At 57.9% G+C, this 19,188-nt stretch carries 20 protein-coding genes; 15 read left to right on the forward strand and 5 right to left on the reverse strand.

Annotated features, from left to right (window positions below; translation table 11 throughout):
- Positions 1-198: 198 nt before the first annotated feature.
- On the forward strand, positions 199-1,983 hold the full coding sequence (locus tag FS819_RS04770) for a sensor domain-containing phosphodiesterase (protein ID WP_156550774.1): 1,785 nt from the start codon (positions 199-201) through the stop codon (positions 1,981-1,983).
- Between the two features lie 83 nt (positions 1,984-2,066).
- Here FS819_RS04770 and FS819_RS04775 read toward each other — a convergent pair whose 3' ends face one another.
- The 3 genes from FS819_RS04775 to hemB form a co-directional block, all read right to left on the reverse strand.
- On the reverse strand, positions 2,067-2,828 hold the full coding sequence (locus FS819_RS04775; protein WP_156550773.1) for an arginyltransferase: 762 nt from the start codon (positions 2,826-2,828) through the stop codon (positions 2,067-2,069).
- Positions 2,829-3,164: 336 nt separating this feature from the next.
- Complete coding sequence (locus tag FS819_RS04780; protein WP_070167339.1) at positions 3,165-3,623, reverse strand: RDD family protein; 459 nt, start codon at positions 3,621-3,623, stop codon at positions 3,165-3,167.
- A gap of 104 nt (positions 3,624-3,727) precedes the next feature.
- The gene (hemB, locus tag FS819_RS04785) at positions 3,728-4,741 is read right to left on the reverse strand and encodes a porphobilinogen synthase (RefSeq protein ID WP_156550772.1); all 1,014 of its coding nucleotides are present in this window, start codon (positions 4,739-4,741) and stop codon (positions 3,728-3,730) included.
- A 206-nt stretch (positions 4,742-4,947) separates the two neighbouring features.
- Between hemB and FS819_RS04790 the strand changes: the two genes are divergently transcribed.
- The 7 genes from FS819_RS04790 to FS819_RS04820 all read left to right on the forward strand — a co-directional run bounded on the left by FS819_RS04790 (position 4,948) and on the right by FS819_RS04820 (position 11,458).
- Complete coding sequence (locus tag FS819_RS04790) at positions 4,948-5,367, forward strand: DUF6163 family protein (RefSeq protein ID WP_234624908.1); 420 nt, start codon at positions 4,948-4,950, stop codon at positions 5,365-5,367.
- A gap of 148 nt (positions 5,368-5,515) precedes the next feature.
- The gene (gene ldtR, locus FS819_RS04795; protein ID WP_015915576.1) at positions 5,516-6,028 is read left to right on the forward strand and encodes a transcriptional regulator LdtR; all 513 of its coding nucleotides are present in this window, start codon (positions 5,516-5,518) and stop codon (positions 6,026-6,028) included.
- A 412-nt stretch (positions 6,029-6,440) separates the two neighbouring features.
- Complete coding sequence (locus FS819_RS04800; RefSeq protein ID WP_070167259.1) at positions 6,441-7,766, forward strand: L,D-transpeptidase family protein; 1,326 nt, start codon at positions 6,441-6,443, stop codon at positions 7,764-7,766.
- A gap of 202 nt (positions 7,767-7,968) precedes the next feature.
- A complete protein-coding gene (glyA, locus tag FS819_RS04805) occupies positions 7,969-9,258 on the forward strand; it encodes a serine hydroxymethyltransferase (protein WP_156550770.1) in 1,290 nt (429 codons plus the stop codon).
- Between the two features lie 9 nt (positions 9,259-9,267).
- Entirely contained in the window at positions 9,268-9,744 is a 477-nt protein-coding gene (gene nrdR, locus FS819_RS04810) for a transcriptional regulator NrdR (protein WP_015915579.1), read from the forward strand.
- A gap of 2 nt (positions 9,745-9,746) precedes the next feature.
- A complete protein-coding gene (gene ribD / locus FS819_RS04815; RefSeq protein ID WP_156550769.1) occupies positions 9,747-10,847 on the forward strand; it encodes a bifunctional diaminohydroxyphosphoribosylaminopyrimidine deaminase/5-amino-6-(5-phosphoribosylamino)uracil reductase RibD in 1,101 nt (366 codons plus the stop codon).
- On the forward strand, positions 10,847-11,458 hold the full coding sequence (locus FS819_RS04820; RefSeq protein ID WP_156550768.1) for a riboflavin synthase: 612 nt from the start codon (positions 10,847-10,849) through the stop codon (positions 11,456-11,458). Before ribD ends, FS819_RS04820 begins: the two co-directional genes overlap by 1 nt.
- Positions 11,459-11,519: 61 nt before the next feature.
- Here FS819_RS04820 and FS819_RS04825 read toward each other — a convergent pair whose 3' ends face one another.
- Positions 11,520-11,888 carry a hypothetical protein gene (locus FS819_RS04825; RefSeq protein WP_070167256.1) on the reverse strand — a complete coding sequence of 123 codons (369 nt, stop codon included), beginning with the start codon at positions 11,886-11,888 and terminating at the stop codon, positions 11,520-11,522.
- Positions 11,889-11,954: 66 nt separating this feature from the next.
- Here FS819_RS04825 and FS819_RS04830 point away from each other — a divergent pair, with 66 nt between their 5' ends.
- The 5 genes from FS819_RS04830 (at position 11,955) to FS819_RS04850 (ending at position 17,096) form a co-directional block, all read left to right on the forward strand.
- The gene (locus FS819_RS04830) at positions 11,955-12,188 is read left to right on the forward strand and encodes a hypothetical protein (RefSeq protein WP_156550767.1); all 234 of its coding nucleotides are present in this window, start codon (positions 11,955-11,957) and stop codon (positions 12,186-12,188) included.
- Positions 12,189-12,419: 231 nt separating this feature from the next.
- Positions 12,420-12,878, forward strand: a complete 459-nt coding sequence (gene ribH / locus FS819_RS04835) for a 6,7-dimethyl-8-ribityllumazine synthase (protein ID WP_015915583.1) — start codon at positions 12,420-12,422, stop codon at positions 12,876-12,878.
- 4 nt (positions 12,879-12,882) lie between these two features.
- Positions 12,883-13,365 carry a transcription antitermination factor NusB gene (nusB, locus tag FS819_RS04840; protein ID WP_015915584.1) on the forward strand — a complete coding sequence of 161 codons (483 nt, stop codon included), beginning with the start codon at positions 12,883-12,885 and terminating at the stop codon, positions 13,363-13,365.
- Positions 13,366-13,391: 26 nt separating this feature from the next.
- Complete coding sequence (locus FS819_RS04845; RefSeq protein WP_156550766.1) at positions 13,392-14,618, forward strand: MFS transporter; 1,227 nt, start codon at positions 13,392-13,394, stop codon at positions 14,616-14,618.
- 339 nt (positions 14,619-14,957) lie between these two features.
- Complete coding sequence (locus FS819_RS04850; RefSeq protein WP_156550765.1) at positions 14,958-17,096, forward strand: sodium-translocating pyrophosphatase; 2,139 nt, start codon at positions 14,958-14,960, stop codon at positions 17,094-17,096.
- 78 nt (positions 17,097-17,174) lie between these two features.
- Here FS819_RS04850 and FS819_RS04855 read toward each other — a convergent pair whose 3' ends face one another.
- Entirely contained in the window at positions 17,175-17,681 is a 507-nt protein-coding gene (locus tag FS819_RS04855) for an outer membrane protein assembly factor BamE (protein WP_197434214.1), read from the reverse strand.
- Between the two features lie 334 nt (positions 17,682-18,015).
- Between FS819_RS04855 and FS819_RS04860 the strand changes: the two genes are divergently transcribed.
- Together FS819_RS04860 and FS819_RS04865 are read left to right on the forward strand one after the other, a co-directional pair.
- Complete coding sequence (locus FS819_RS04860; RefSeq protein ID WP_156550764.1) at positions 18,016-18,570, forward strand: ubiquinol-cytochrome C chaperone family protein; 555 nt, start codon at positions 18,016-18,018, stop codon at positions 18,568-18,570.
- The gene (locus FS819_RS04865; RefSeq protein ID WP_060715802.1) at positions 18,567-19,130 is read left to right on the forward strand and encodes a YceD family protein; all 564 of its coding nucleotides are present in this window, start codon (positions 18,567-18,569) and stop codon (positions 19,128-19,130) included. Before FS819_RS04860 ends, FS819_RS04865 begins: the two co-directional genes overlap by 4 nt.
- Positions 19,131-19,188 lie beyond the last annotated feature (58 nt).

A 19,188-nucleotide genomic window follows, 5' to 3' on the forward strand; every position in this document is an offset into this window, starting at 1 on the left:
AGTTAACATCATCACTTGGTTTTAATCACTTCTGCTCCATATGGAACAAAGGCTGTGCGCGTGCGTTTTTGATTTCAAACCGTGCTCAATACGCAAGCCGGAAGAGTTTTTTGCCTGGCTGCGCCTTTCGGAACCGCGTTTCTGCGTGGCTGGCTTTCGGCATGATAATCAGATGCTTCGAGCCCTACCAAGAAGGCGATGACTGTGGATCAAGAGCGCGAACTGGCAAGACTGACCAGCCTACGCAACCTGAAAATACTCGATACCCTGCCGAGCGAAAGCTTTGACCGGATTACTCGAATCGTATCGGAATTTTTCGGATTGCCGGTCGCGGCAGTGTCGCTGACAGATGTCGATCGCCAGTGGTTCAAGTCGAAAGTGGGAATTGATCATAACCAGATTCCACGGTTCAAGGCGCCCTGCGCTGAAGTCGCGGAAACTTGTCGGCCGCTGATCGTCAACGATTTTCACAATGATGCCTTTTATGTCGATAGTCCCCTCGGTCAGGCTGGCGTTCGGTTCTACGCCGGTGTGCCGCTTATGACGACCGATGGCTATTCCCTGGGTGCGCTCTGCGTTCTTGATAATGAACCTCACGCGGTTGGCGAAAGGGAAATGGCTGTATTGTCCGATATGGCGGCCATGGTCATGGCGCAGATAGAAATGCAGCATGCCGTGGGCCGTATTGAGGCCGCCAGCGGCCTGCCAAATCGCTTCCAATTGTTGAGCGACCTTGCTGATATTGGCAAGCATGGCGGTGGCAAGGAACGGTTGATCGGCGTTCTCGATCTTGCGCGCACCATGCAGTTCGACCGGTTGTCGCGTGTCATGGGCCCATCGCATCTGGATGGTGTCATCCGCTCCGTTGCGCAGTTCCTGCAGAGGTCGATGGGTGATCATACGGCCTCCTATCATATTGGCGCGATGCAGTTTGCCTTGATCCCACCTGAGGACGCCACATCCGAAAGTCTTTTGCCTGTGCTGGAACGCTTGTTGTCCGATGTGGGTGAGGTGGGAAATCTTCGTTTGACGATGACACCCTCGCTTGGGGTGACCTGGTTCAATCCCAGCGCAATGGAGCCAGAAAACGTGCTACGCTCGCTGCAAAGTGCGGTTCAAGATGCGCGTGATAGCGAAACCGGCATTGCCTTTTTTTCCGACGATCATGATTTGCTGCATCGCCGTAACTTCCGCCTGTTGCAGGATTTTCCTGTCGCTCTGGCGTCGAGTGATCAATTGCATCTGGTTTTCCAGCCGAGGCTGTCTTTGAAGACCGGTCAAGCGGAATGCGCCGAAGCGTTGCTGCGCTGGAACCATCCTGAACTGGGGTCGATTTCACCAGCCGAATTCGTGCCAGTTATCGAAGCGTCCGATCTGGTGCGCTCCATGAGCGCCTGGGTGATCGACAAGGCGCTCTCCCATCTGGCCATTCTGCGAGGCCAAGGCATCGATATGCGATTGTCGATCAATATTTCGGCTCTCAATCTGAATGAGCCGGAATTTCTGGAATTGCTGAAGGAAAAGCTGGCGAAATACGATGTTCTGCCGGGTCAGATCGAATTTGAACTGACGGAAACGGCGATGATGAGGGAGACCGAAAAGTCACTCGACCTTCTTCACGCGCTGAGCGCCCATGGTGTCCGGCTGGCGATCGACGACTTCGGCACTGGCTATAGCAGCCTGGCCTATATGCAAAAATTGCCTGCCGACGTGGTGAAGATTGACCGTTCTTTCGTCGCGGATATGGCAAAAGGCAATCGCGAGCGCGTGTTGGTGCGATCGATGATCAATCTCTCGCACAGTCTAGGTTATGAAGTGGTAGCGGAAGGCGTCGAAACGCTGGAGGCCGCCGATCTCCTGCAAGCGATGGGTTGCGATGAGATTCAGGGCTTCTGGCTGTCGCGTCCCATGGCGGCGGAAGTTCTGCCGGAATGGCTGCGCCATCGCCGCGAAGCTGCCGATCAGGCGGCTCGGGTCGCCTGATCCATTCGACCAAGTTTCCTGGAGAGGATGACGCATCCTCCTCTCCAGGCTGCTGCACAGGAATACGAAGAGTGATCTTTGGTTTACTCTTCGACGCTGCTTTCTGGCTCATAGCGGGTCCAGCCCTGGCTGAGCAGATGTTCCTGCGGCAGGAAGCGGATTTTATATCCCATTTTACGCGAGCCGTTCACCCAATAGCCAAGATAGACATGGGGTAGGCCCATTTCGTTGGCACGGCGGATATGGTCGAGAACCATGTATGTGCCGAGAGACCGTTTTTCCATAGCCGGATTGAAGAAGGAATAGACCATCGACAATCCGTCGCTGAGAATATCGGACAGCGCCACGGCCACCAGTTCGCCGGGGCGGTCGCTGTCCTCGTCCACTTTCGGCAGGCGATATTCGATCACCTTGGTTTTGACATGGCTGTCTTCCACCATGATTGCAAAATCGAGCGCCGACATGTCTGACATGCCGCCCTGCTGGTGGCGATGATCGAGATAGGTGCGAAACAGCGAGAATTGTTCGGTCGAAGGCTGGGCGGCAAAGACGCTGCTGGTGAGATCAGCATTGACGCCCGCCACACGCCGCATGGTCCGGTTCGGCTGGAATTCCCGGGCGACGATCCGCACGGAAATGCAGGCGCGGCAGGTTTCGCAGGCTGGACGGTAGGCGATATTCTGCGATCGGCGAAAGCCGCCCTGTGTCAGAAGATCGTTCATTTCCGGCGCGCGTGGTCCAACAAGATGCGTGAAGACCTTCCGCTCCATTTCCCCCGCCAAGTAAGGGCAGGGCGCGGGCGCTGTCAGATAAAACTGCGGAGACGTAGCAGCCTGCGTGTTCATGCTTTGTCTATGCGTCCTCTCAGGCACCCGGAAAAGCGCGCTTGCTTCGTTGGCCGGGAATGCACATTACACCAAGACATCGAAGGTGCTAACGCATCCTCACCTTGCAGGAATGTCGAATATCTCAAATGCATCAAGCGCTTGAGCTATCCAAAAGCGCAATATCAAAAATCATTTTTAATGATTCCCGTTATTGCCCATGACCTTCAAGTTCATGTCTAGCATGGCTCAAGATTTCAAAAGGTCAACTATTTCATTTCACGATTCGGTTGCTCAACGTGAAATTGTAAGCATTCCTGTCGAGACTACCGATTTTTAGTGGATGCTGGCGTCCACTCAGCCAGCGCGAAGCGCAGCGGTGCCGAGTAGCAAGTCATGGACCAATCGCGAGCGATCGGTAAACAGGCCTGCCAGCAGGATCAGTGGTGTCAGCACGGAGTTGAGAATCCAGAACAGGGCTAGATGGGCAATGGCGGTTACGAAATCGATCTTGCTGCCATCCAGTCGAATCATGGCAATTCCCATGGCCCGCATGCCAGGTGTCGCCTGAGTGCGTCCAGCCAGCGACAGGCCGAAATAAAGGCCCGCGACAATGAAAAACAGAATGGGATAAAGGAGCCAGCCGAGGCCAAGCGTGATGACGCCAAGGAAAAACACCACGACGGCGGCGGGAACCCAAAGGAGCCCGACCAGGACATAGTCGATGATGAAGGCAAAGACCCGGCGCGATAGCACGCCGCTATAGGCGCGCCAGTCGGTGGGAGCCACGGTGGTCATATTCGGATCGAAGCTCATGATCGTCTCCTTGGTCGATCACGATGATATGGGATGCTCCGGTCCAAAATACAATTGTCTTCTATCGGGGACCCTTGCATGGGGCAGCGTCCCACCGAAAACCGTCAGCTTTTGGCCAGCCGCTTTGCCGCTTCCACGGCAAAATAACTCAAAATGCCGTCGCATCCGGCCCGTTTGAAGCAGAGCAGCGTTTCCATCATCACTCGCTCCTCGTCGATCCAGCCATTCAGACCCGCCGCTTTGATCTGTGCATATTCGCCTGACACCTGATAGGCGAAGACCGGCAGGCTGAAGGCTTCCTTGAGACGCCAGCAGATATCCAGATAGGGCAGGCCGGGCTTGACCATCAGCATATCCGCCCCTTCCTCGACATCCATGGCAGCATCGCGCACCGCTTCGGTGCCATTGGCCGGGCTGATGTAATAGCTGTTCTTGTCGCCCTTCAGCAGGCCTGCGGTGGAAATCGCCTCGCGATAGGGGCCGTAATAGCCGGAGGAGAATTTCGTCGCATAGGACATGATGCCGACCGACTGGTGACCGGCAGCGTCGAGCCCGCGGCGGATGGCGCCGATTCGCCCATCCATCATTTCCGACGGCGCAATAATGTCGGAGCCGGCATCGGCTTGCAGGATGGCGGCCTTGACCACCTGATCGACCGTTTCGTCATTGACGATATCATCGCCGCGCAAAATACCGTCATGCCCATGGCTGGTGAACGGGTCCAGCGCCACATCGGTAATCACGCCGATGTTGGAGACGGCTTTCTTGATGGCGGCTGTCGCCTGGTTGAGCAGGTTATTGGCTTCCAGGATATGGGAGCCCGTCTGGTCACGCAGGTTCATCTCGATATTCGGAAAGGTGGCAATGGCGGGAATGCCGAGATCGGCAGCTTCCTTCACCGCCTCGACGGCCTTGTCGACGCTCATCCTGTTGACCCCCGGCATGGCGGCGATCGGCTCGGCGATGCCGCTGCCGGGCACGAGAAATATCGGCCAGATCAGATCGTCCACCGTCAACCGGCTTTCCTGGACCATCCGGCGCGTCCAGTCCGCCTTGCGGTTGCGGCGCATGCGCCGGTGGCCGGTAATATCGTCGACGAGGTGGGTCTTGTTGGTCATCGCGGTCTCCAGTCTTCAGGCCTGCTCTCTTATGATGCCGTTTATCATGCACCGGGATGTTTGCCCACTGCGGCAACCTGACCGCCCCCACACCCACCCCCGGGCATAGCGATGCTCGGGTAAAACCGTCCGCGGATTGTTTGTCTCCCCATAAATTTCACCTGTCGCCGATACCGGTCCGGTCAATTATGCGATATCGTCGCAGGATGATTGATGATGTCGTCCATACGCCAAAACCCAGCCTGGTAGACCTGTTGTTCGTGCTCTTCCTGCGCGTTGTTGCGCTTGCCTGCCTTTGGCTGGGCTTACAGTTCTGGGGCCTGCTGGTGGGCTTTGCCGGTGACGGCCTTGGGCGGTTCGACCTGATGAATGTGCCTTGGCGCATTGCCAGCTGCGGGCTTGCCGTGATGCTGCCGGTGGCAGGGGTTGGGTTGTGGATGACGGTCTCCTGGGGGCCGGTCATCTGGGTGATTGCCGCCAGCGGCCAGATCCTGATGCATGCCGTATGGCCGGGCATTTTCGGACGCGATCCGCTGATCGTCGCATTCCATCTGATTGTCGCCGTCGTTTATATCGCTTTCCGCCTGGCAATCCTGATGCAAAAGCGTCGGCGCGCCACGGCATAAGGAATGGTTTACCCTGATACAAGCAGGCTGAATGGTAAGCCTCTGTTAAGCCTGCGTTTTAAATAGAATTTTATCTGCATTCGATATTGTCACTCACAAGGCGGTTGGAAACCAACAAGGCCGCCACCCAAACAGTGAGGCAGACGATATGACCACGACAAAGATCAAACCGCAGGTGTCCGCTATCGATCACGAAGAGCAGACCATCCGTTCTCTCTATCTTGATTCCCTGCATCTGGTGGAGCGCCTGCACCGCCGCCTGCTCGACGTCATCAAGGACGAATTCGACCGTCAGGGCCGCAACGACGTCAATGCTGTTCAGGCTTTGCTGCTGTTTAACATCGGCAATTCCGAGCTGACGGCCGGTGAATTGCGGTCTCGCGGTTACTACCTCGGCTCCAACGTTTCCTATAACGTCAAGAAGCTGGTGGACCTCGGTTTCATCAATCATTCCCGCTCGCGTGTCGACCGCCGTTCGGTCCGTATTTCCCTGACACCAGAAGGCCAGGATATCGCCGAAACCGTCGCCAAGCTCTATGAGCGTCACGTCGGCTCCATCCAGAAGGTCGGCGGCATCGGTCCTGACGAATTCAACCAGATGAACAGGTTGTTGCAGCGTCTCGATCGCTTCTGGAACGACACGATCGCCTATCGGATGTAGGCCAACCGGCTGCAATGTCTGGCTTTGCTGCCTTGATCGACCGGTAACGGTCATCAATCCCGGCAGATCGATATCGCCTCGCTTCGTTTTGATGCGCGCACGCTTATTCAACACAGTGTTGTGAGCGCATCGGGCCTGACAAGCTTTGGCCATATTGATATGGGACCGCCAGACTGTGGAATAAGCTGGTTGCTCGACCCGAGCTGAAGCCTTGCCTTCGCCTGGGTTCTAAAGAATTCTGTAGGGCAGAGGGCTTTGGGAACAAGCGATAGCGGCAAACGTTTCCTGCGATGAAAACAATGATTGCGGAACGCCTCCGGCTTTATTAAGCACAAGGCCTTCATGGGACCTGATCGTCTCCCATGGGCTAAAGGGTTTCGGGATCGGTGGATCGGTAGGGAAATAGAAGACTATGGCGGACAAGATTAAACTGGTTTCGGTCTCTCGCAGAGCATTGCTGAGAGGCGCTGCATTGGTGGGAGCATCCACGCTGGCCGGGACCGCCATGGCGCAATCCGCTGTCGACGAGCTGATCAATGCCCGGTCGCGGGGCAATTGGGACGACCAGTTCGATGCCCAGACGTCACGTGCGGTCGCTTCGGTCACGTCCAATTCGCCGATGTTGAGCGCCACCAACCTGCCGAACCTGCAATTGGCCATTTCCGCCTATCAGCAGATCGTCGCCCAGGGCGGTTGGCCGCAGGTCAATCCCTCGGTGAAATTGAAACTCGGGTCCGTTGATCCGACCGTGCAGCTGCTGCGTCAACGCCTGATGATCTCGGGCGATCTTGGCCAGGAAGCGGGCATGTCCAATTCTTTCGATACCTATGTCGATGGTGCCGTGAAGCGTTTTCAGGCTCGTCACGGGCTTCCAACCGACGGTGCACTCGGCGAATATACGCTGAAAGCCATGAATATCTCTGCCGACGTGCGCCTCAACCAGCTCAATACCAATCTGGTGCGCCTGCAGGCAATGTCCGGTGATCTTGGCAACCGGTATGTCATGGTCAACATTCCCTCGATGTCTATCGAGGCCGTCGAAAATGATCGCGTTGCGTTGCGCACCAATGCCGTTGTTGGCCGTATCGACCGCCCGACCCATTCCATCAATTCCAAGATCTATGAAGTCATCCTGAATCCTTACTGGACTGCGCCGCGCTCAATCGTCGAAAAAGACATTGTGCCGCTGATGCGCAAGGACCCGACCTATCTGACGCGCAACAATATCCGTCTCTTCGATGGCAAAGGCCAGGAAGTGGCTCCGGAGACTGTGGATTGGAACGCGCCAAAGGCACCGAACCTGATGTTCCGTCAGGACCCTGGCAAGATCAACGCCATGGCCTCGACGAAGATCAACTTCCACAATCCCAACAACGAATATCTGCACGATACGCCCCAGCAGGGTCTGTTCAACAAACTGATGCGCTTTGAATCCTCCGGCTGCATGCGCGTCCAGAACGTCCGTGATCTGATCACATGGTTGCTGAGGGATACGCCCGGCTGGAACCGTCAGGAAATCGAGCGGGTCATCTCCACGCGCCAGAACAATGTGATCAAGCTTTCGCAGGAAGTCCCCGTCTATATCGTTTACATCACGGCGTGGTCGGCCAAGGACAATGTCGTGCAGTTCCGTGACGATATCTACAAGCGTGATGGCGATGCCCAGTTGGCGCTGCAAACCAACATTGGCGTGGAGCAAAATCCGGGCCGGATTGAGGACGACAATTTGCCGCAGTAAGTCTTGGCACCAGGCGTTTTTATAAAGGGCCGCGCTCAAGTTGCGCGGCCTTTTGTGTTTTTACGCGGGCAGCACACCGGGTGATACAAGAACAAGCATCTTCTTCCGCGCATTGGCGTGCAAATGTCGCTCTGTTGTCTTGCTCTTGGGGCGCGAGGACGTTAAGACGCGCACGCATCAACGCTTTCAGGAGACTGCGATCATGGCCAATACCGATGCTTTCTTTTCCCGTCCGCTTGCCGAAACCGATCCGGATATTTTTGGTGCGATCGAAAAGGAGCTCGGTCGTCAACGCCATGAAATCGAGCTGATTGCTTCTGAAAACATCGTCTCGCGCGCCGTGCTGGAAGCGCAAGGCTCGATCATGACCAACAAATATGCCGAGGGCTATCCGGGCAAGCGCTATTATGGCGGCTGTCAGTTCGTCGATATTGCCGAGGAATTGGCGATCGAGCGCGCCAAGAAGCTGTTTGGCGTCAATTTTGCCAATGTTCAGCCCAATTCCGGTTCGCAGATGAACCAGGCCGTGTTCCTGGCGCTGTTGCAGCCGGGCGATACCTTCATGGGTCTCGACCTGAATTCCGGGGGCCATCTGACCCACGGTTCGCCGGTCAACATGTCCGGCAAGTGGTTCAACGTCGTCTCCTATGGCGTGCGCCAGGACGACAATCTGCTGGATATGGATGCGGTGGCTGAATCGGCCCGCAAACACAAGCCAAAGCTGATCATCGCCGGTGGCACAGCCTATTCGCGGATCTGGGACTGGAAGCGCTTCCGCGAAATCGCAGACGAAGTTGGCGCCTATCTGATGGTTGATATGGCCCATATCGCCGGTCTGGTTGCTGGCAATCAGCATCCGTCGCCGTTCCCGCATTGCCACGTCGCCACCACCACGACCCACAAGTCGTTGCGTGGCCCGCGTGGCGGCATGATTCTCACCAATGACGAGGATCTGGCCAAGAAATTCAATTCGGCTGTCTTCCCTGGCCTCCAGGGCGGCCCGCTGATGCATGTGATCGCCGCCAAGGCGGTTGCCTTCGGCGAAGCCTTGCAACCGGAATTCCAGGATTATGCGGCCCAGGTGGTAAAGAACGCCAAGGCTCTGTCCGAAACCCTGGTCAAGGGGGGCCTCGATATCGTCTCTGGCGGTACCGACAACCATTTGATGCTGGTCGACCTGCGCAAGAAGAACGCCACCGGCAAGCGCGCCGAGGCAGCCCTTGGCCGCGCCTATGTCACCTGCAACAAGAACGGCATTCCCTTCGACCCTGAAAAGCCTTTCGTCACCTCGGGTGTTCGCCTCGGCACGCCAGCTGGCACGACCCGTGGCTTCAAGGAGGTTGAATTCATCGAAATCGGCAATCTGATCGTTGAGGTTCTCGACGGTCTGAAGGTTGCCAATTCCGACGAGGGCAATAGCGCCGTCGAGGCAAGCGTGCGCGATAAGGTCGTTGGCCTGACGGGCCGTTTCCCGATGTATCCTTACCTGTAAGGCGGCCAGATGCGGTGCCCGTTTTGCGGTTCGGACGATACTCAGGTCAAGGATTCTCGCCCGGCGGAGGACAATAGCGCCATCCGCCGGCGTCGGATCTGCCCGGATTGCGGTGGCCGCTTCACCACGTTCGAGCGCGTGCAACTGCGCGAGCTGACCGTGTTGAAAAAGACGGGTCGTAAGGCGCCTTTCGATCGCAACAAGCTGGTGCGGTCGTTCGAGATCGCCCTTCGCAAACGTCCCGTCGACCGGGACCGGATCGAAAGGGCGGTTTCCGGCATCGTGCGGCGTTTGGAAAGCTCCGGCGAGACGGAAATTTCCTCCGAACAGATCGGTTTGCAGGTGCTGGAAGCGCTGAAAAGCCTCGATGATGTGGCTTTCGTGCGTTACGCCTCGGTCTATCGCGATTTCTCCCATGCCGAGGATTTCGAGCAGGTCATTTCTGAAATTACCGCCAAGATTTCCCAGGATCACGAACCGGGGTAAACATGGTGTGCGAACAGCCCGATGATCAGCGGTTTATGGCAGCGGCGATTAGGCTTGGTCGCAGTCATCTGGGACAAACCCTGACCAATCCGTCGGTCGGCTGTGTGATTGTTGCCGACGGAACCATTGTCGGCTCCGCTGTCACAGCGATTGGCGGACGCCCGCATGCCGAGCGTCAGGCCCTTGCCGTGGCCGGCGAAAAGGCCCGCGGTGCTACGGCCTATGTGACGCTTGAACCCTGTTCCCATCATGGCAAGACCCCGCCTTGTGCTGACGCGCTGGTTGAGGCTGGCGTTGCACGGGTTGTGGTTGCTGTCACCGACCCGGACCCGCGTGTTTCAGGCCGTGGCCTGTCCATCCTGACGGATGCGGGGATCGAGGTGCTGACCGGCGTGCTGGAGCGTGAAGCGCGCTATGGCCTCGCTGCCTATTTGACACGGCAGACGAAACAGCGCCCGCATGTGACGCTGAAACTGGCCCTGTCGCGCGATGGAATGATTGGCCGGGCGGGCGAGGGGCAGGTGGCGATTACCGGGCCGCTGGCCCGCACCCAGGTGCAATTGCTGCGCGCCGAGAGCGATGCCATTCTGGTCGGGATCGGCACGGCAAGAGCCGATGACCCGGAACTGACGGTGCGGCTGGCTGGACAGACCCATCTGTCTCCGCTGCGCATCGTGCTCGACCGGCGGCTGGAACTGCCTCTTGGCTCGAAACTGGTGCAAACGGCGGGGCAGGTGCCAACGGTTTGCGCCTGCGGTGAGCCTTCCACCTTTACCTGTACGGAAAGTTTTGAGGAAAGCCGCACGGCATTGCAGGCTGCGGGCGTTGATGTCTGGCCGGCAGCTGATCTTGACGATCTCCTGCGTCAACTGGCTGTGCAGGGCATGTCTTCCGTGCTGGTCGAAGGTGGGGCTGCTGCGGCAAAGGCCTTCCTCGACGCGGGCCTGGTGGATCGCATCCATCTTTATCAGGGGCCGGATGAAATCGGTCGCAATGGACTTGTATCGCCGCTCACGCCTGCCAATATACCGGAAAATTTTCGTCATCTGCGCAGTGTGACCTTCGGCGCGGATCGGTTTTATGAATATGAGCGGGATTTCTGATGTTTACAGGCATTGTCACCGATATCGGCACCGTGGAAGACATCGTGCCTCTGAAGGAAGGCGTAAAGCTGCGCATCGCTACAGCCTATGATCCTGACACAATCGACATGGGCGCTTCCATCGCGCATTCCGGGACCTGCCTGACGGTGACCGGTCTGCCAGAGTCGGGCAGCAATGCGCGCTGGTTCGAAGTCGAAGCCTGGGAAGAAGCCCTGCGGCTAACCACCATCGGCAGCTGGCAAAAGGGCACGCGGATCAATCTGGAGCGCTCGTTGAAAATCGGCGATGAGCTAGGCGGGCATATTGTCTCTGGCCATGTCGATGGCAAGGCCGAGATTCTGGCGATCAAAGCCGAAGGCGATGCGACCCGCTTCACCCTGCGCGTACCCGAGAATCTGGCCCGTTTCGTCGCCCCGAAGGGCTCAGTTGCGCTGGACGGAACCTCGTTGACCGTTAATGGTGTCGATGGCTGCGACTTCGACATCCTGCTGATCCGCCACACGCTGGACGTGACGACATGGGGCGACCGGCAAGTCGGCGATTTCGTCAATTTCGAAGTCGATACCATGGCGCGCTATGCGGCAAGGCTTGCGGAATTTCCAAAGGCGTAAAAACTTACGCGCTTTTTGAGAAAGGGCGGAAGGGCCGGGTAGCTCCTTCCGCGCATATCCATCAAGCCGAAGCGGTAAACACCGATATGCTGCCGTCGTCTACCGTGACCATGCCGACAATGGTGGTGACATCGACGCCCTGGCCATCGAGCTGACGCATCAGTTTCGGATTGGCAATAATAGCGGCCTGCAACTTGCGCGCCTGGGCGGAATGTGGGTCCTGCGAATCCAGCGCCTGGCGCATCGGGTCGGATATCTGTAGGCCACGCAGCGGCACGACTGTCAGTCGGTTGCCGACGACGGGTTGTACGGATTGTACGGATTGGGGCCGACCATCTTCGCAGGCCACTTCAACGGCGGCCTGGGATGCGCCACCGAAAGAGATGGCGGCAACGGTGGAAGCACTGAATACGTGTCCGATACGGTTCATCGGTAATCTCCTAATCCAAATTTTCCCCCGGCTTATCGCGTCCTAAACGCTCGCCGGTGATCAATGATGTGCGTTGCAACAAAGGCAATTTCCAGCCCGCAAACTGCCTTGATGGGTTACAAATCCGTCATCTTGATTTTCATCAAATCGCCATTTTTAGCGCGGGCGAAAGTGTGGCCGCTGACCAATCATCATTACCGGCTTTCTGGCGCGGATTTTCGCAAGATTACTGATATTTATCAGCATGTTGACGAAGCGTGTCCTCTGTTGAGGCCATCTCATTGGCGCGCCTTCCAATGACTGATGAGTCAGTAAGATGTCTGCACCTGCCGCAAAACCGGTCCTTTGCAGGCTAGGTCACAATAATGTGCAATAGCGCTTGCGGTGCCGAAGCCGCGGGAGCAGGATTGCAAGGCTTTGGCGGCATTTCGGCGGGTTTTGCGGAAAAACACTTGCCATTCGGGGTAGGGCATGGTTTGACCCCGCATCCAATCATTGCCATTTTCTCCATCCGTTCCGGGGTGACCGCTTATGTCTGACCAGTATTCCGCACCGCACCTTCTTATTGTCGAGGCCCGTTTCTACGACGACATGGCCGATGCGCTTCTGGACGGCGCCAAGGCGGTGCTGGATGAGGCTGGCGCCAGCTATGACATCGTTACCGTCATGGGCGCGCTCGAAGTCCCCGCGGCTATTTCCATGGCGCTCGACGGCGCCGACAATGGCGGCGTGGTCTACGATGGCTATGTGGCTCTCGGCATGGTTATCAGGGGTGAGACCTATCATTTCGATATCGTCGCCAACGAATCCTCCCGCGCCCTGATGGATCTTTCCGTGTCAGAATCGCTTGCCATCGGCAACGGCATCCTGACGGTAGAGAATGACGAACAGGCTTGGGCCCGCGTCAAGCGGACAGACAAGGACAAGGGTGGCTTTGCCGCTCGCGCTGCCCTGACGATGATTGCTCTGAAGCAGAAATTTGGTGGCTGAACCGATGACGACCGAAAATAACAAACCGCCGGTCAAGACCGCCAACCAGCGCGGCGCCGCCAGGCTTGCCGCCGTGCAGGCCCTCTACCAGATGGATATCGGCGGCACCGGCGTTCTTGAAGTCGTTGCCGAATACGAGACCCATCGTCTCGGTCAGGAAATCGACGGCGAAACCTATCTGAAGGCCGATGCCTCCTGGTTCCGCTCCATCGTTGCCGGTGTGGTCCGCGACCAGACCAAGATCGATCCGCTGATCCGTCAGGCCTTGCAGGACGACTGGTCGCTGGCCCGGGTGGACAGCACCGTGCGGGCCATTCTGCGCGCTGGCACGTTCGAATTGCTGGAGCGCAAGGACGTACCCATTGCGGTGATCGTCACGGAATATGTCGAGATTGCCCACGCCTTTTTCCAGGAAGACGAGCCCAAGCTGGTCAATGCGGTGCTGGACCGGATTGCCAAGCAGGTCCGGGTTCCCGCAGTCAAGTAACAGCCCTTCGGGGGAAGGGCAGGGACATGGCAGTGGAAAGCAGCACTGGCCTTGAACATCAGTTGCGAGGTGCCAAGCGCACCGTTGCTATCCTGACCGCTGCCCAGGCGGTTCTGGGCTCTGTTGCCCCCCTGTCCTTTTCCCTGGGCGGGCTTGCCGGTTACCAAATGCTGGGTGCCGATAAATCGCTGGCGACAGCGCCGCTCACCGGCTTCAACATTGGCGTAGCCCTTGGCGCAGTGGCCATTGCCATTGCGTCCCGCCTGTTTGGCCGCAAGGCTGCATTCATCATCGGGGCAGGTTCGGCGGCGATTGGCGGTTTGGTCGCTACGCTGGCGCTGTTCAGGATCGATTTCTGGCTGTTTGCCTTCGGCCTGCTGCTGATTGGCCTGTCCAGCGGCTTTACCCAGAAGATCCGTTTTGCCGCCGCCGACAGTTCGCCCAGCTATTTCAAGGGCGAGGCCATTTCCTGGATTCTCGCAGGCGGCATTGTTTCGGCGATCCTTGGTCCGCAATTGGCGATCTGGCTGAAAGATCTGTTCGAGCCGGTGTTGTTTGCCGGTGCATTCCTGGCGCTGGCACCGCTGATGCTGCTGGCCATTGCGATTCTCAGCTTCGTTCATCTTGGGCAGCCGCTCGGCCACCAGGATGACAGCGCCAAGCCCGTTCGCTCGCTGCGTGAGATCGTGCTGACGCAACGGTTCATTACCGGGATGATCTGCGGCATCTGCACCTATGCGCTGATGACCTTCATGATGACCGGTGCGCCGCTCGCCATGGTGATCGGCTGCGGCTTTACCTCTGATCAGGCAACACTCGGTATTCAATGGCATGTCATCGCCATGTTCGCGCCAAGCTTCTTCACCGGACGGCTGATCCGCCGGTTCGGGGCTGAAAAAATCGTTGCCGCCGGTCTGTTGATCCTGATGGGCTGCGCCGTCGTTGCGCATATGGGCGTTGAACTCTGGAATTTCTGGGGCGCGCTGGTGCTGCTCGGCATCGGCTGGAATTTCGGCTTCATCGGCGCGACAGCCATTGTTGCCTCCTCCTATCGGCCACAGGAAGCTGACAAGGTCCAGGGTTTCCATGACATCATCCTGTTCAGCACAGTTGCCCTCTCGTCCTTTTCTTCCGGCAAGGTGTTTACTGCCTATGGATGGTCGGTGATGAACCTGGTGATTTGGCCGGTGACCGTGCTTTGCCTCGTGCTGATTGCGCTGCAACTGCTTGCCGAGCGCCGCGCCAAGGCCTGACGGCTCCTGATACCCTCCAACAAAGCCCTTCACGGCGGAACATTTCCCGACGGTTGTTGATTGCGTTCTGGCACGGCAGGACGCTTTGAAATCCGGTTGCACGCTCTTGACCTTTGCAGCGTGAGAAGCGCACTCTGCCTTACAGTTTGTTCAAGAATTGCTGCTGGCCTGGCGAAAATGGTGATTTTGAGAACCGGAACGGAGCGTACTTAACGTACGTGAGTACCGGAAGCGCAGAAATTGCCATTTGCAGCCGGCCAGCGGCGATTATTGGATAGACTGTTAGAAACAGGCAACGTCCTTGGAGGAGAGGGCGGTGTCCAACAGGGAGGCGTTGGAATGGCAGTTCTGTTAGGCGTAATTCTATGTGGCTTGATTTCGGTGGCCTATGCGGTCTGGGCAACGCAGGCGGTATTGGCTGCTGACCAGGGCACGCCGCGTATGCAGGAAATCGCCGGCTATATCCGCGAGGGCGCGCAGGCCTATCTGGCCCGGCAATATCTGACCATCGCTATCGTCGGTGCTGTGGTGTGTGCAGGCGTCTGGTACCTCCTGTCGGGAGAGGCTGCCATCGGCTTTCTGATCGGCGCGGTTCTCTCCGGTGCAGCGGGCTTTATCGGCATGCATGTGTCGGTGCGCGCCAATGTCCGCACCGCGCAGGCCTCGGCCCAGAGCCTGGCCGCCGGTCTCGACATTGCCTTCAAATCCGGGGCCATTACCGGCATGCTGGTGGCTGGTCTCGCCCTTCTCGGCGTCTCCGTTTATTATCTCATCCTGACTTATGGTCTTGGCCATGCCAGCGGCTCGCGCGATGTCATCGATGCGCTGGTGGCGCTTGGCTTCGGCGCGTCGCTGATCTCGATTTTCGCCCGGCTGGGCGGCGGTATCTTCACCAAGGGTGCCGATGTCGGCGGCGATCTGGTCGGCAAGGTCGAGGCGGGCATTCCCGAGGATGATCCGCGCAACCCGGCCACCATTGCCGATAATGTCGGCGATAATGTTGGCGATTGCGCCGGCATGGCCGCCGACCTGTTTGAGACCTATGCGGTGTCCGTGGTCGCCACCATGGTGCTGGCGGCGATTTTCTTCGCAGGCAGCGCGATACTGGAAAGCGCGATGATCTATCCGCTGGCGATTTGCGGCACCTGCATCCTGACCTCGATTGCTGGTACGTTTTTCGTCAAGCTCGGTGTCAATGGCTCGATCATGGGCGCGCTCTACAAGGGCCTGATCGTCACTGGCCTGCTTTCGATCATCGGGCTGGCCGTGGCAACCCAGCTTACCATCGGTTGGGGCGCGATTGGCAGCGTTGCGGGTCAGGCCATCACTGGCGTCAACCTGTTCATTTGCGGCATTCTGGGCCTGGTCGTCACCGCGCTGATCGTTGTGATCACCGAATACTATACCGGAACCAACAAACGCCCGGTCAATTCCATCGCCCAGGCGTCGGTGACCGGCCACGGCACCAACGTTATCCAAGGGCTGGCAGTTTCCCTTGAGTCAACCGCGCTGCCAGCGCTGGTAATCATCGGCGGCATCATCTCCACCTATCAGCTGGCCGGTCTGTTCGGCACCGCCATCGCCGTCACCACCATGCTGGGGCTGGCCGGGATGATCGTCGCGCTTGATGCTTTCGGTCCCGTCACCGACAATGCTGGCGGCATTGCCGAAATGGCCCATCTGCCACCGGAGGTGCGCAAGGTTACCGATGCGCTGGACGCGGTTGGCAATACGACGAAAGCCGTCACCAAAGGCTATGCGATCGGTTCGGCAGGGCTTGGTGCGCTGGTGCTGTTTGCCGCCTATTCCAATGACCTGCAATATTTTGCCGCCAATGGCGATCAATATCCGTATTTCGCTGGAATAGGCGACATTTCCTTCAGCCTCTCCAACCCTTACGTGGTGGCCGGGTTGATCTTCGGGGGGCTCATTCCCTATCTGTTCGGCGGCATCGCCATGACGGCAGTGGGCCGGGCCGCTGGCTCGATCGTTGAGGAAGTGCGCCGCCAGTTCCGTGAAAAGCCCGGCATCATGCAGGGAACCGAAAAGCCGGATTATGGTCGCGCCGTCGATATCCTCACCAAGGCGGCGATCCGTGAGATGATCGTGCCGTCGTTGTTGCCGGTGCTTGCACCCATCGTCGTCTATTTCGGTGTGCTGCTGGTCTCCGGCTCCAAGGCCTCGGCCTTTGCGGCGCTGGGGGCCTCGTTGCTGGGCGTGATCGTCAACGGCCTGTTCGTGGCAATTTCCATGACATCGGGCGGCGGCGCCTGGGATAATGCCAAGAAGAGCTTCGAGGATGGTTTTGTTGACAAGGACGGCACAACGCATCTGAAAGGGTCAGACGCCCATAAGGCGTCGGTGACAGGCGATACGGTTGGCGATCCCTACAAGGATACGGCAGGCCCTGCCGTCAATCCGGCCATCAAGATCACCAATATCGTTGCTCTGTTGCTGCTGGCTATTCTTGCCGGTTGAGGGTGTTTGATACACCGCAGACATAGAAAAACCCGCGACCGTAAGGCCGCGGGTTTTGTTTTGATATCGAGGCTCTGCTTATTGGAAGCCGAGCATGTTCTTGACGCTGTTGGCAGCGCCGTTGCCGCCCGACAGAATCTGTTGCAGGAAGCTGAGGTCCTTGCCGCCGGTTGGCGTGGTGCGCGACACCATGTCGAAGACCTTGCCGTCCTTCATGCTGTAGTTGGCGCGCTGTACGACCGTGCCGTTCTTGTCGAAGTAAATCGCCAGAACCTGCTGATCGACCAGCTGCTGCTTCATGAAGGCCACGGGGCGCTTGCGGGTCTGGGAGATATAATAGAATACCTCGCCATCGAAGGTCGCCGTGGTGGACGGCGTGCCGAGCGATAGCAGGACCTGTTCGCGGCTGGCCCCGACCGGCACCAGATCGAGCGCCTTTGGGTCCACAATATAGCCGTTATGGAAAACTTCGCTGGTCGTGCAGCCGGTCAAGCCGCCGGTTGCGATCAGCAAAGTCATCGCGGCCAGGCCGATTGCCCTGGCGTCGGGCCGGAAATACCGTCTCTTCAATGATGCATCTCCCATCATGCTCTCTTCTGCCCGCCTGCAGGCCAGGTTCGTTCTTGCGCCAGCCATTTCTTGCGCCAGTCGCTTCTTGTGCTTATCCGCTTGCGTCTTGCCCATATCATTGTGGCCTTTCCGGGGAAACCGAAAAGACGGAGCAACGATATGTTTCAAGCTCCAACCCACTTTGGCCGATACGATTGCCATCGGCAGGGCCGGTCCGGTAAAACGGCATTGCAATTCATGACTGCTTCGGTAAACCAGCTTTAGCCATCATGCAACATCGGTCGGGCCGTCGCGCCTCTTTCTCCAGGGATCGGACGAATAGCCGGCAACACGTAAAATAGGCGCTGCGATGATTTTTTCCCTGTTCAAGACCCGCCGCAACAACCGCCAGATTATCGATCGCCAATATGCGGTGCTGATGGAAACCGCCCGCGTGCCGCTATTCTACGAGGCGTTCGACGTGCCGGATACCGTGATGGGCCGTTTTGAAATGCTGTCGCTGGTGCTGATTCTCTATCTGCGCCGCACGGCGAAATCTGAGCGCAGCGGCCAGGAAGTGGCGCAGGAAATCATTGACGCGTTTTTTCAGGATGTCGATCATTCCATCCGGGAATTGGGCGTCGGCGACCAGACCGTGCCCAAGAGGATGAAAAAATTGGCGGGAATGTTCTACGGCCGCCTTGAAACCTACGGCAAGGCACTCGATTTGAAGGATGAGAGTGCGCTTGCCGCCGGCTTTCGGCGCAATATCCATCCAGACGTGCCAGAAGCCGCGCTTCCGGCCATGACGGATCTGGCCCATTGGGCCATCACAGCGGAAACATATCTTTTACAAATGACGGAAGAGACCGTGATCATCGGATCGCTGGCATTTCCTCTTCCAGAGCAGCAGGTTCATCGATGAAATCGCAAGGCCAAACCCTGGCAAACACGCCTTTTTCCTATCACGTCAAGGTCGGACATGTCTCCGCCAATGCCGTACGGGTGCGCCTTGAGGCCAATGACGCCGAGCGCCAAGGCCTGGCGCAGCTGTGGAAAGTGCTGGCTGTCCGTTCCCTGAAGGCTGAACTTCAGATCAGCCGCTGGAAGCGCGACGGTGTGCGAATCAAGGGCGTGGTGGAAGGTGAAATCGAGCAGGCCTGCGTCGTGACGCTGGAGCCGGTCCTGACGCAGATTAGCGAACAGGTGGAGCAGGTTTTCGTGCCTGAAGGCTCCAAGCTTGCCCGCATTGTGCTGGACGGCCAGGGCGAAATGGTGCTGGACCCGGATGGACCGGACGCGCCGGAACCCTTCGTCGGGGACACGATCGATGCGGGCGCGCTGGTCGCCGAGTTTGCCGCCATGGCAATCGACCCCTATCCGCGCAAGCCGGGCGTTGAATTTTCAGGCCATAACGAGGATACAGGCGCGCAGATTATTCGCCCATCGCCCTTTGCCGCGCTTAAAGACTGGAAAAAGGACTAGATTGACAGTCGCGCCTTGACGATGAACCACAAATAAGTTGTACGCCAGACCAAAACCG

Origin of the sequence: Allorhizobium sp. Av2 (assembly GCF_021462805.2) — a bacterium.
In the GTDB taxonomy this organism is placed as follows: domain Bacteria; phylum Pseudomonadota; class Alphaproteobacteria; order Rhizobiales; family Rhizobiaceae; genus Allorhizobium; species Allorhizobium vitis_G.

Excerpts from the sequence above, each read along its gene's own strand:
- FS819_RS04770 (WP_156550774.1), top strand. The coding sequence starts at position 199 with ATGACTGTGGATCAAGAGCGCGAACTGGCAAGACTGACCAGCCTACGC.
- FS819_RS04775 (WP_156550773.1), bottom strand. The coding sequence starts at position 2,828 with ATGAACACGCAGGCTGCTACGTCTCCGCAGTTTTATCTGACAGCGCCC.
- FS819_RS04780 (WP_070167339.1), bottom strand. The coding sequence starts at position 3,623 with ATGAGCTTCGATCCGAATATGACCACCGTGGCTCCCACCGACTGGCGC.
- hemB (WP_156550772.1), bottom strand. The coding sequence starts at position 4,741 with ATGACCAACAAGACCCACCTCGTCGACGATATTACCGGCCACCGGCGC.
- FS819_RS04790 (WP_234624908.1), top strand. The coding sequence starts at position 4,948 with ATGATTGATGATGTCGTCCATACGCCAAAACCCAGCCTGGTAGACCTG.
- ldtR (WP_015915576.1), top strand. The coding sequence starts at position 5,516 with ATGACCACGACAAAGATCAAACCGCAGGTGTCCGCTATCGATCACGAA.
- FS819_RS04800 (WP_070167259.1), top strand. The coding sequence starts at position 6,441 with ATGGCGGACAAGATTAAACTGGTTTCGGTCTCTCGCAGAGCATTGCTG.
- glyA (WP_156550770.1), top strand. The coding sequence starts at position 7,969 with ATGGCCAATACCGATGCTTTCTTTTCCCGTCCGCTTGCCGAAACCGAT.
- nrdR (WP_015915579.1), top strand. The coding sequence starts at position 9,268 with ATGCGGTGCCCGTTTTGCGGTTCGGACGATACTCAGGTCAAGGATTCT.
- ribD (WP_156550769.1), top strand. The coding sequence starts at position 9,747 with ATGGTGTGCGAACAGCCCGATGATCAGCGGTTTATGGCAGCGGCGATT.
- FS819_RS04820 (WP_156550768.1), top strand. The coding sequence starts at position 10,847 with ATGTTTACAGGCATTGTCACCGATATCGGCACCGTGGAAGACATCGTG.
- FS819_RS04825 (WP_070167256.1), bottom strand. The coding sequence starts at position 11,888 with ATGAACCGTATCGGACACGTATTCAGTGCTTCCACCGTTGCCGCCATC.
- FS819_RS04830 (WP_156550767.1), top strand. The coding sequence starts at position 11,955 with ATGTGCGTTGCAACAAAGGCAATTTCCAGCCCGCAAACTGCCTTGATG.
- ribH (WP_015915583.1), top strand. The coding sequence starts at position 12,420 with ATGTCTGACCAGTATTCCGCACCGCACCTTCTTATTGTCGAGGCCCGT.
- nusB (WP_015915584.1), top strand. The coding sequence starts at position 12,883 with ATGACGACCGAAAATAACAAACCGCCGGTCAAGACCGCCAACCAGCGC.
- FS819_RS04845 (WP_156550766.1), top strand. The coding sequence starts at position 13,392 with ATGGCAGTGGAAAGCAGCACTGGCCTTGAACATCAGTTGCGAGGTGCC.
- FS819_RS04850 (WP_156550765.1), top strand. The coding sequence starts at position 14,958 with ATGGCAGTTCTGTTAGGCGTAATTCTATGTGGCTTGATTTCGGTGGCC.
- FS819_RS04855 (WP_197434214.1), bottom strand. The coding sequence starts at position 17,681 with ATGGGAGATGCATCATTGAAGAGACGGTATTTCCGGCCCGACGCCAGG.
- FS819_RS04860 (WP_156550764.1), top strand. The coding sequence starts at position 18,016 with ATGATTTTTTCCCTGTTCAAGACCCGCCGCAACAACCGCCAGATTATC.
- FS819_RS04865 (WP_060715802.1), top strand. The coding sequence starts at position 18,567 with ATGAAATCGCAAGGCCAAACCCTGGCAAACACGCCTTTTTCCTATCAC.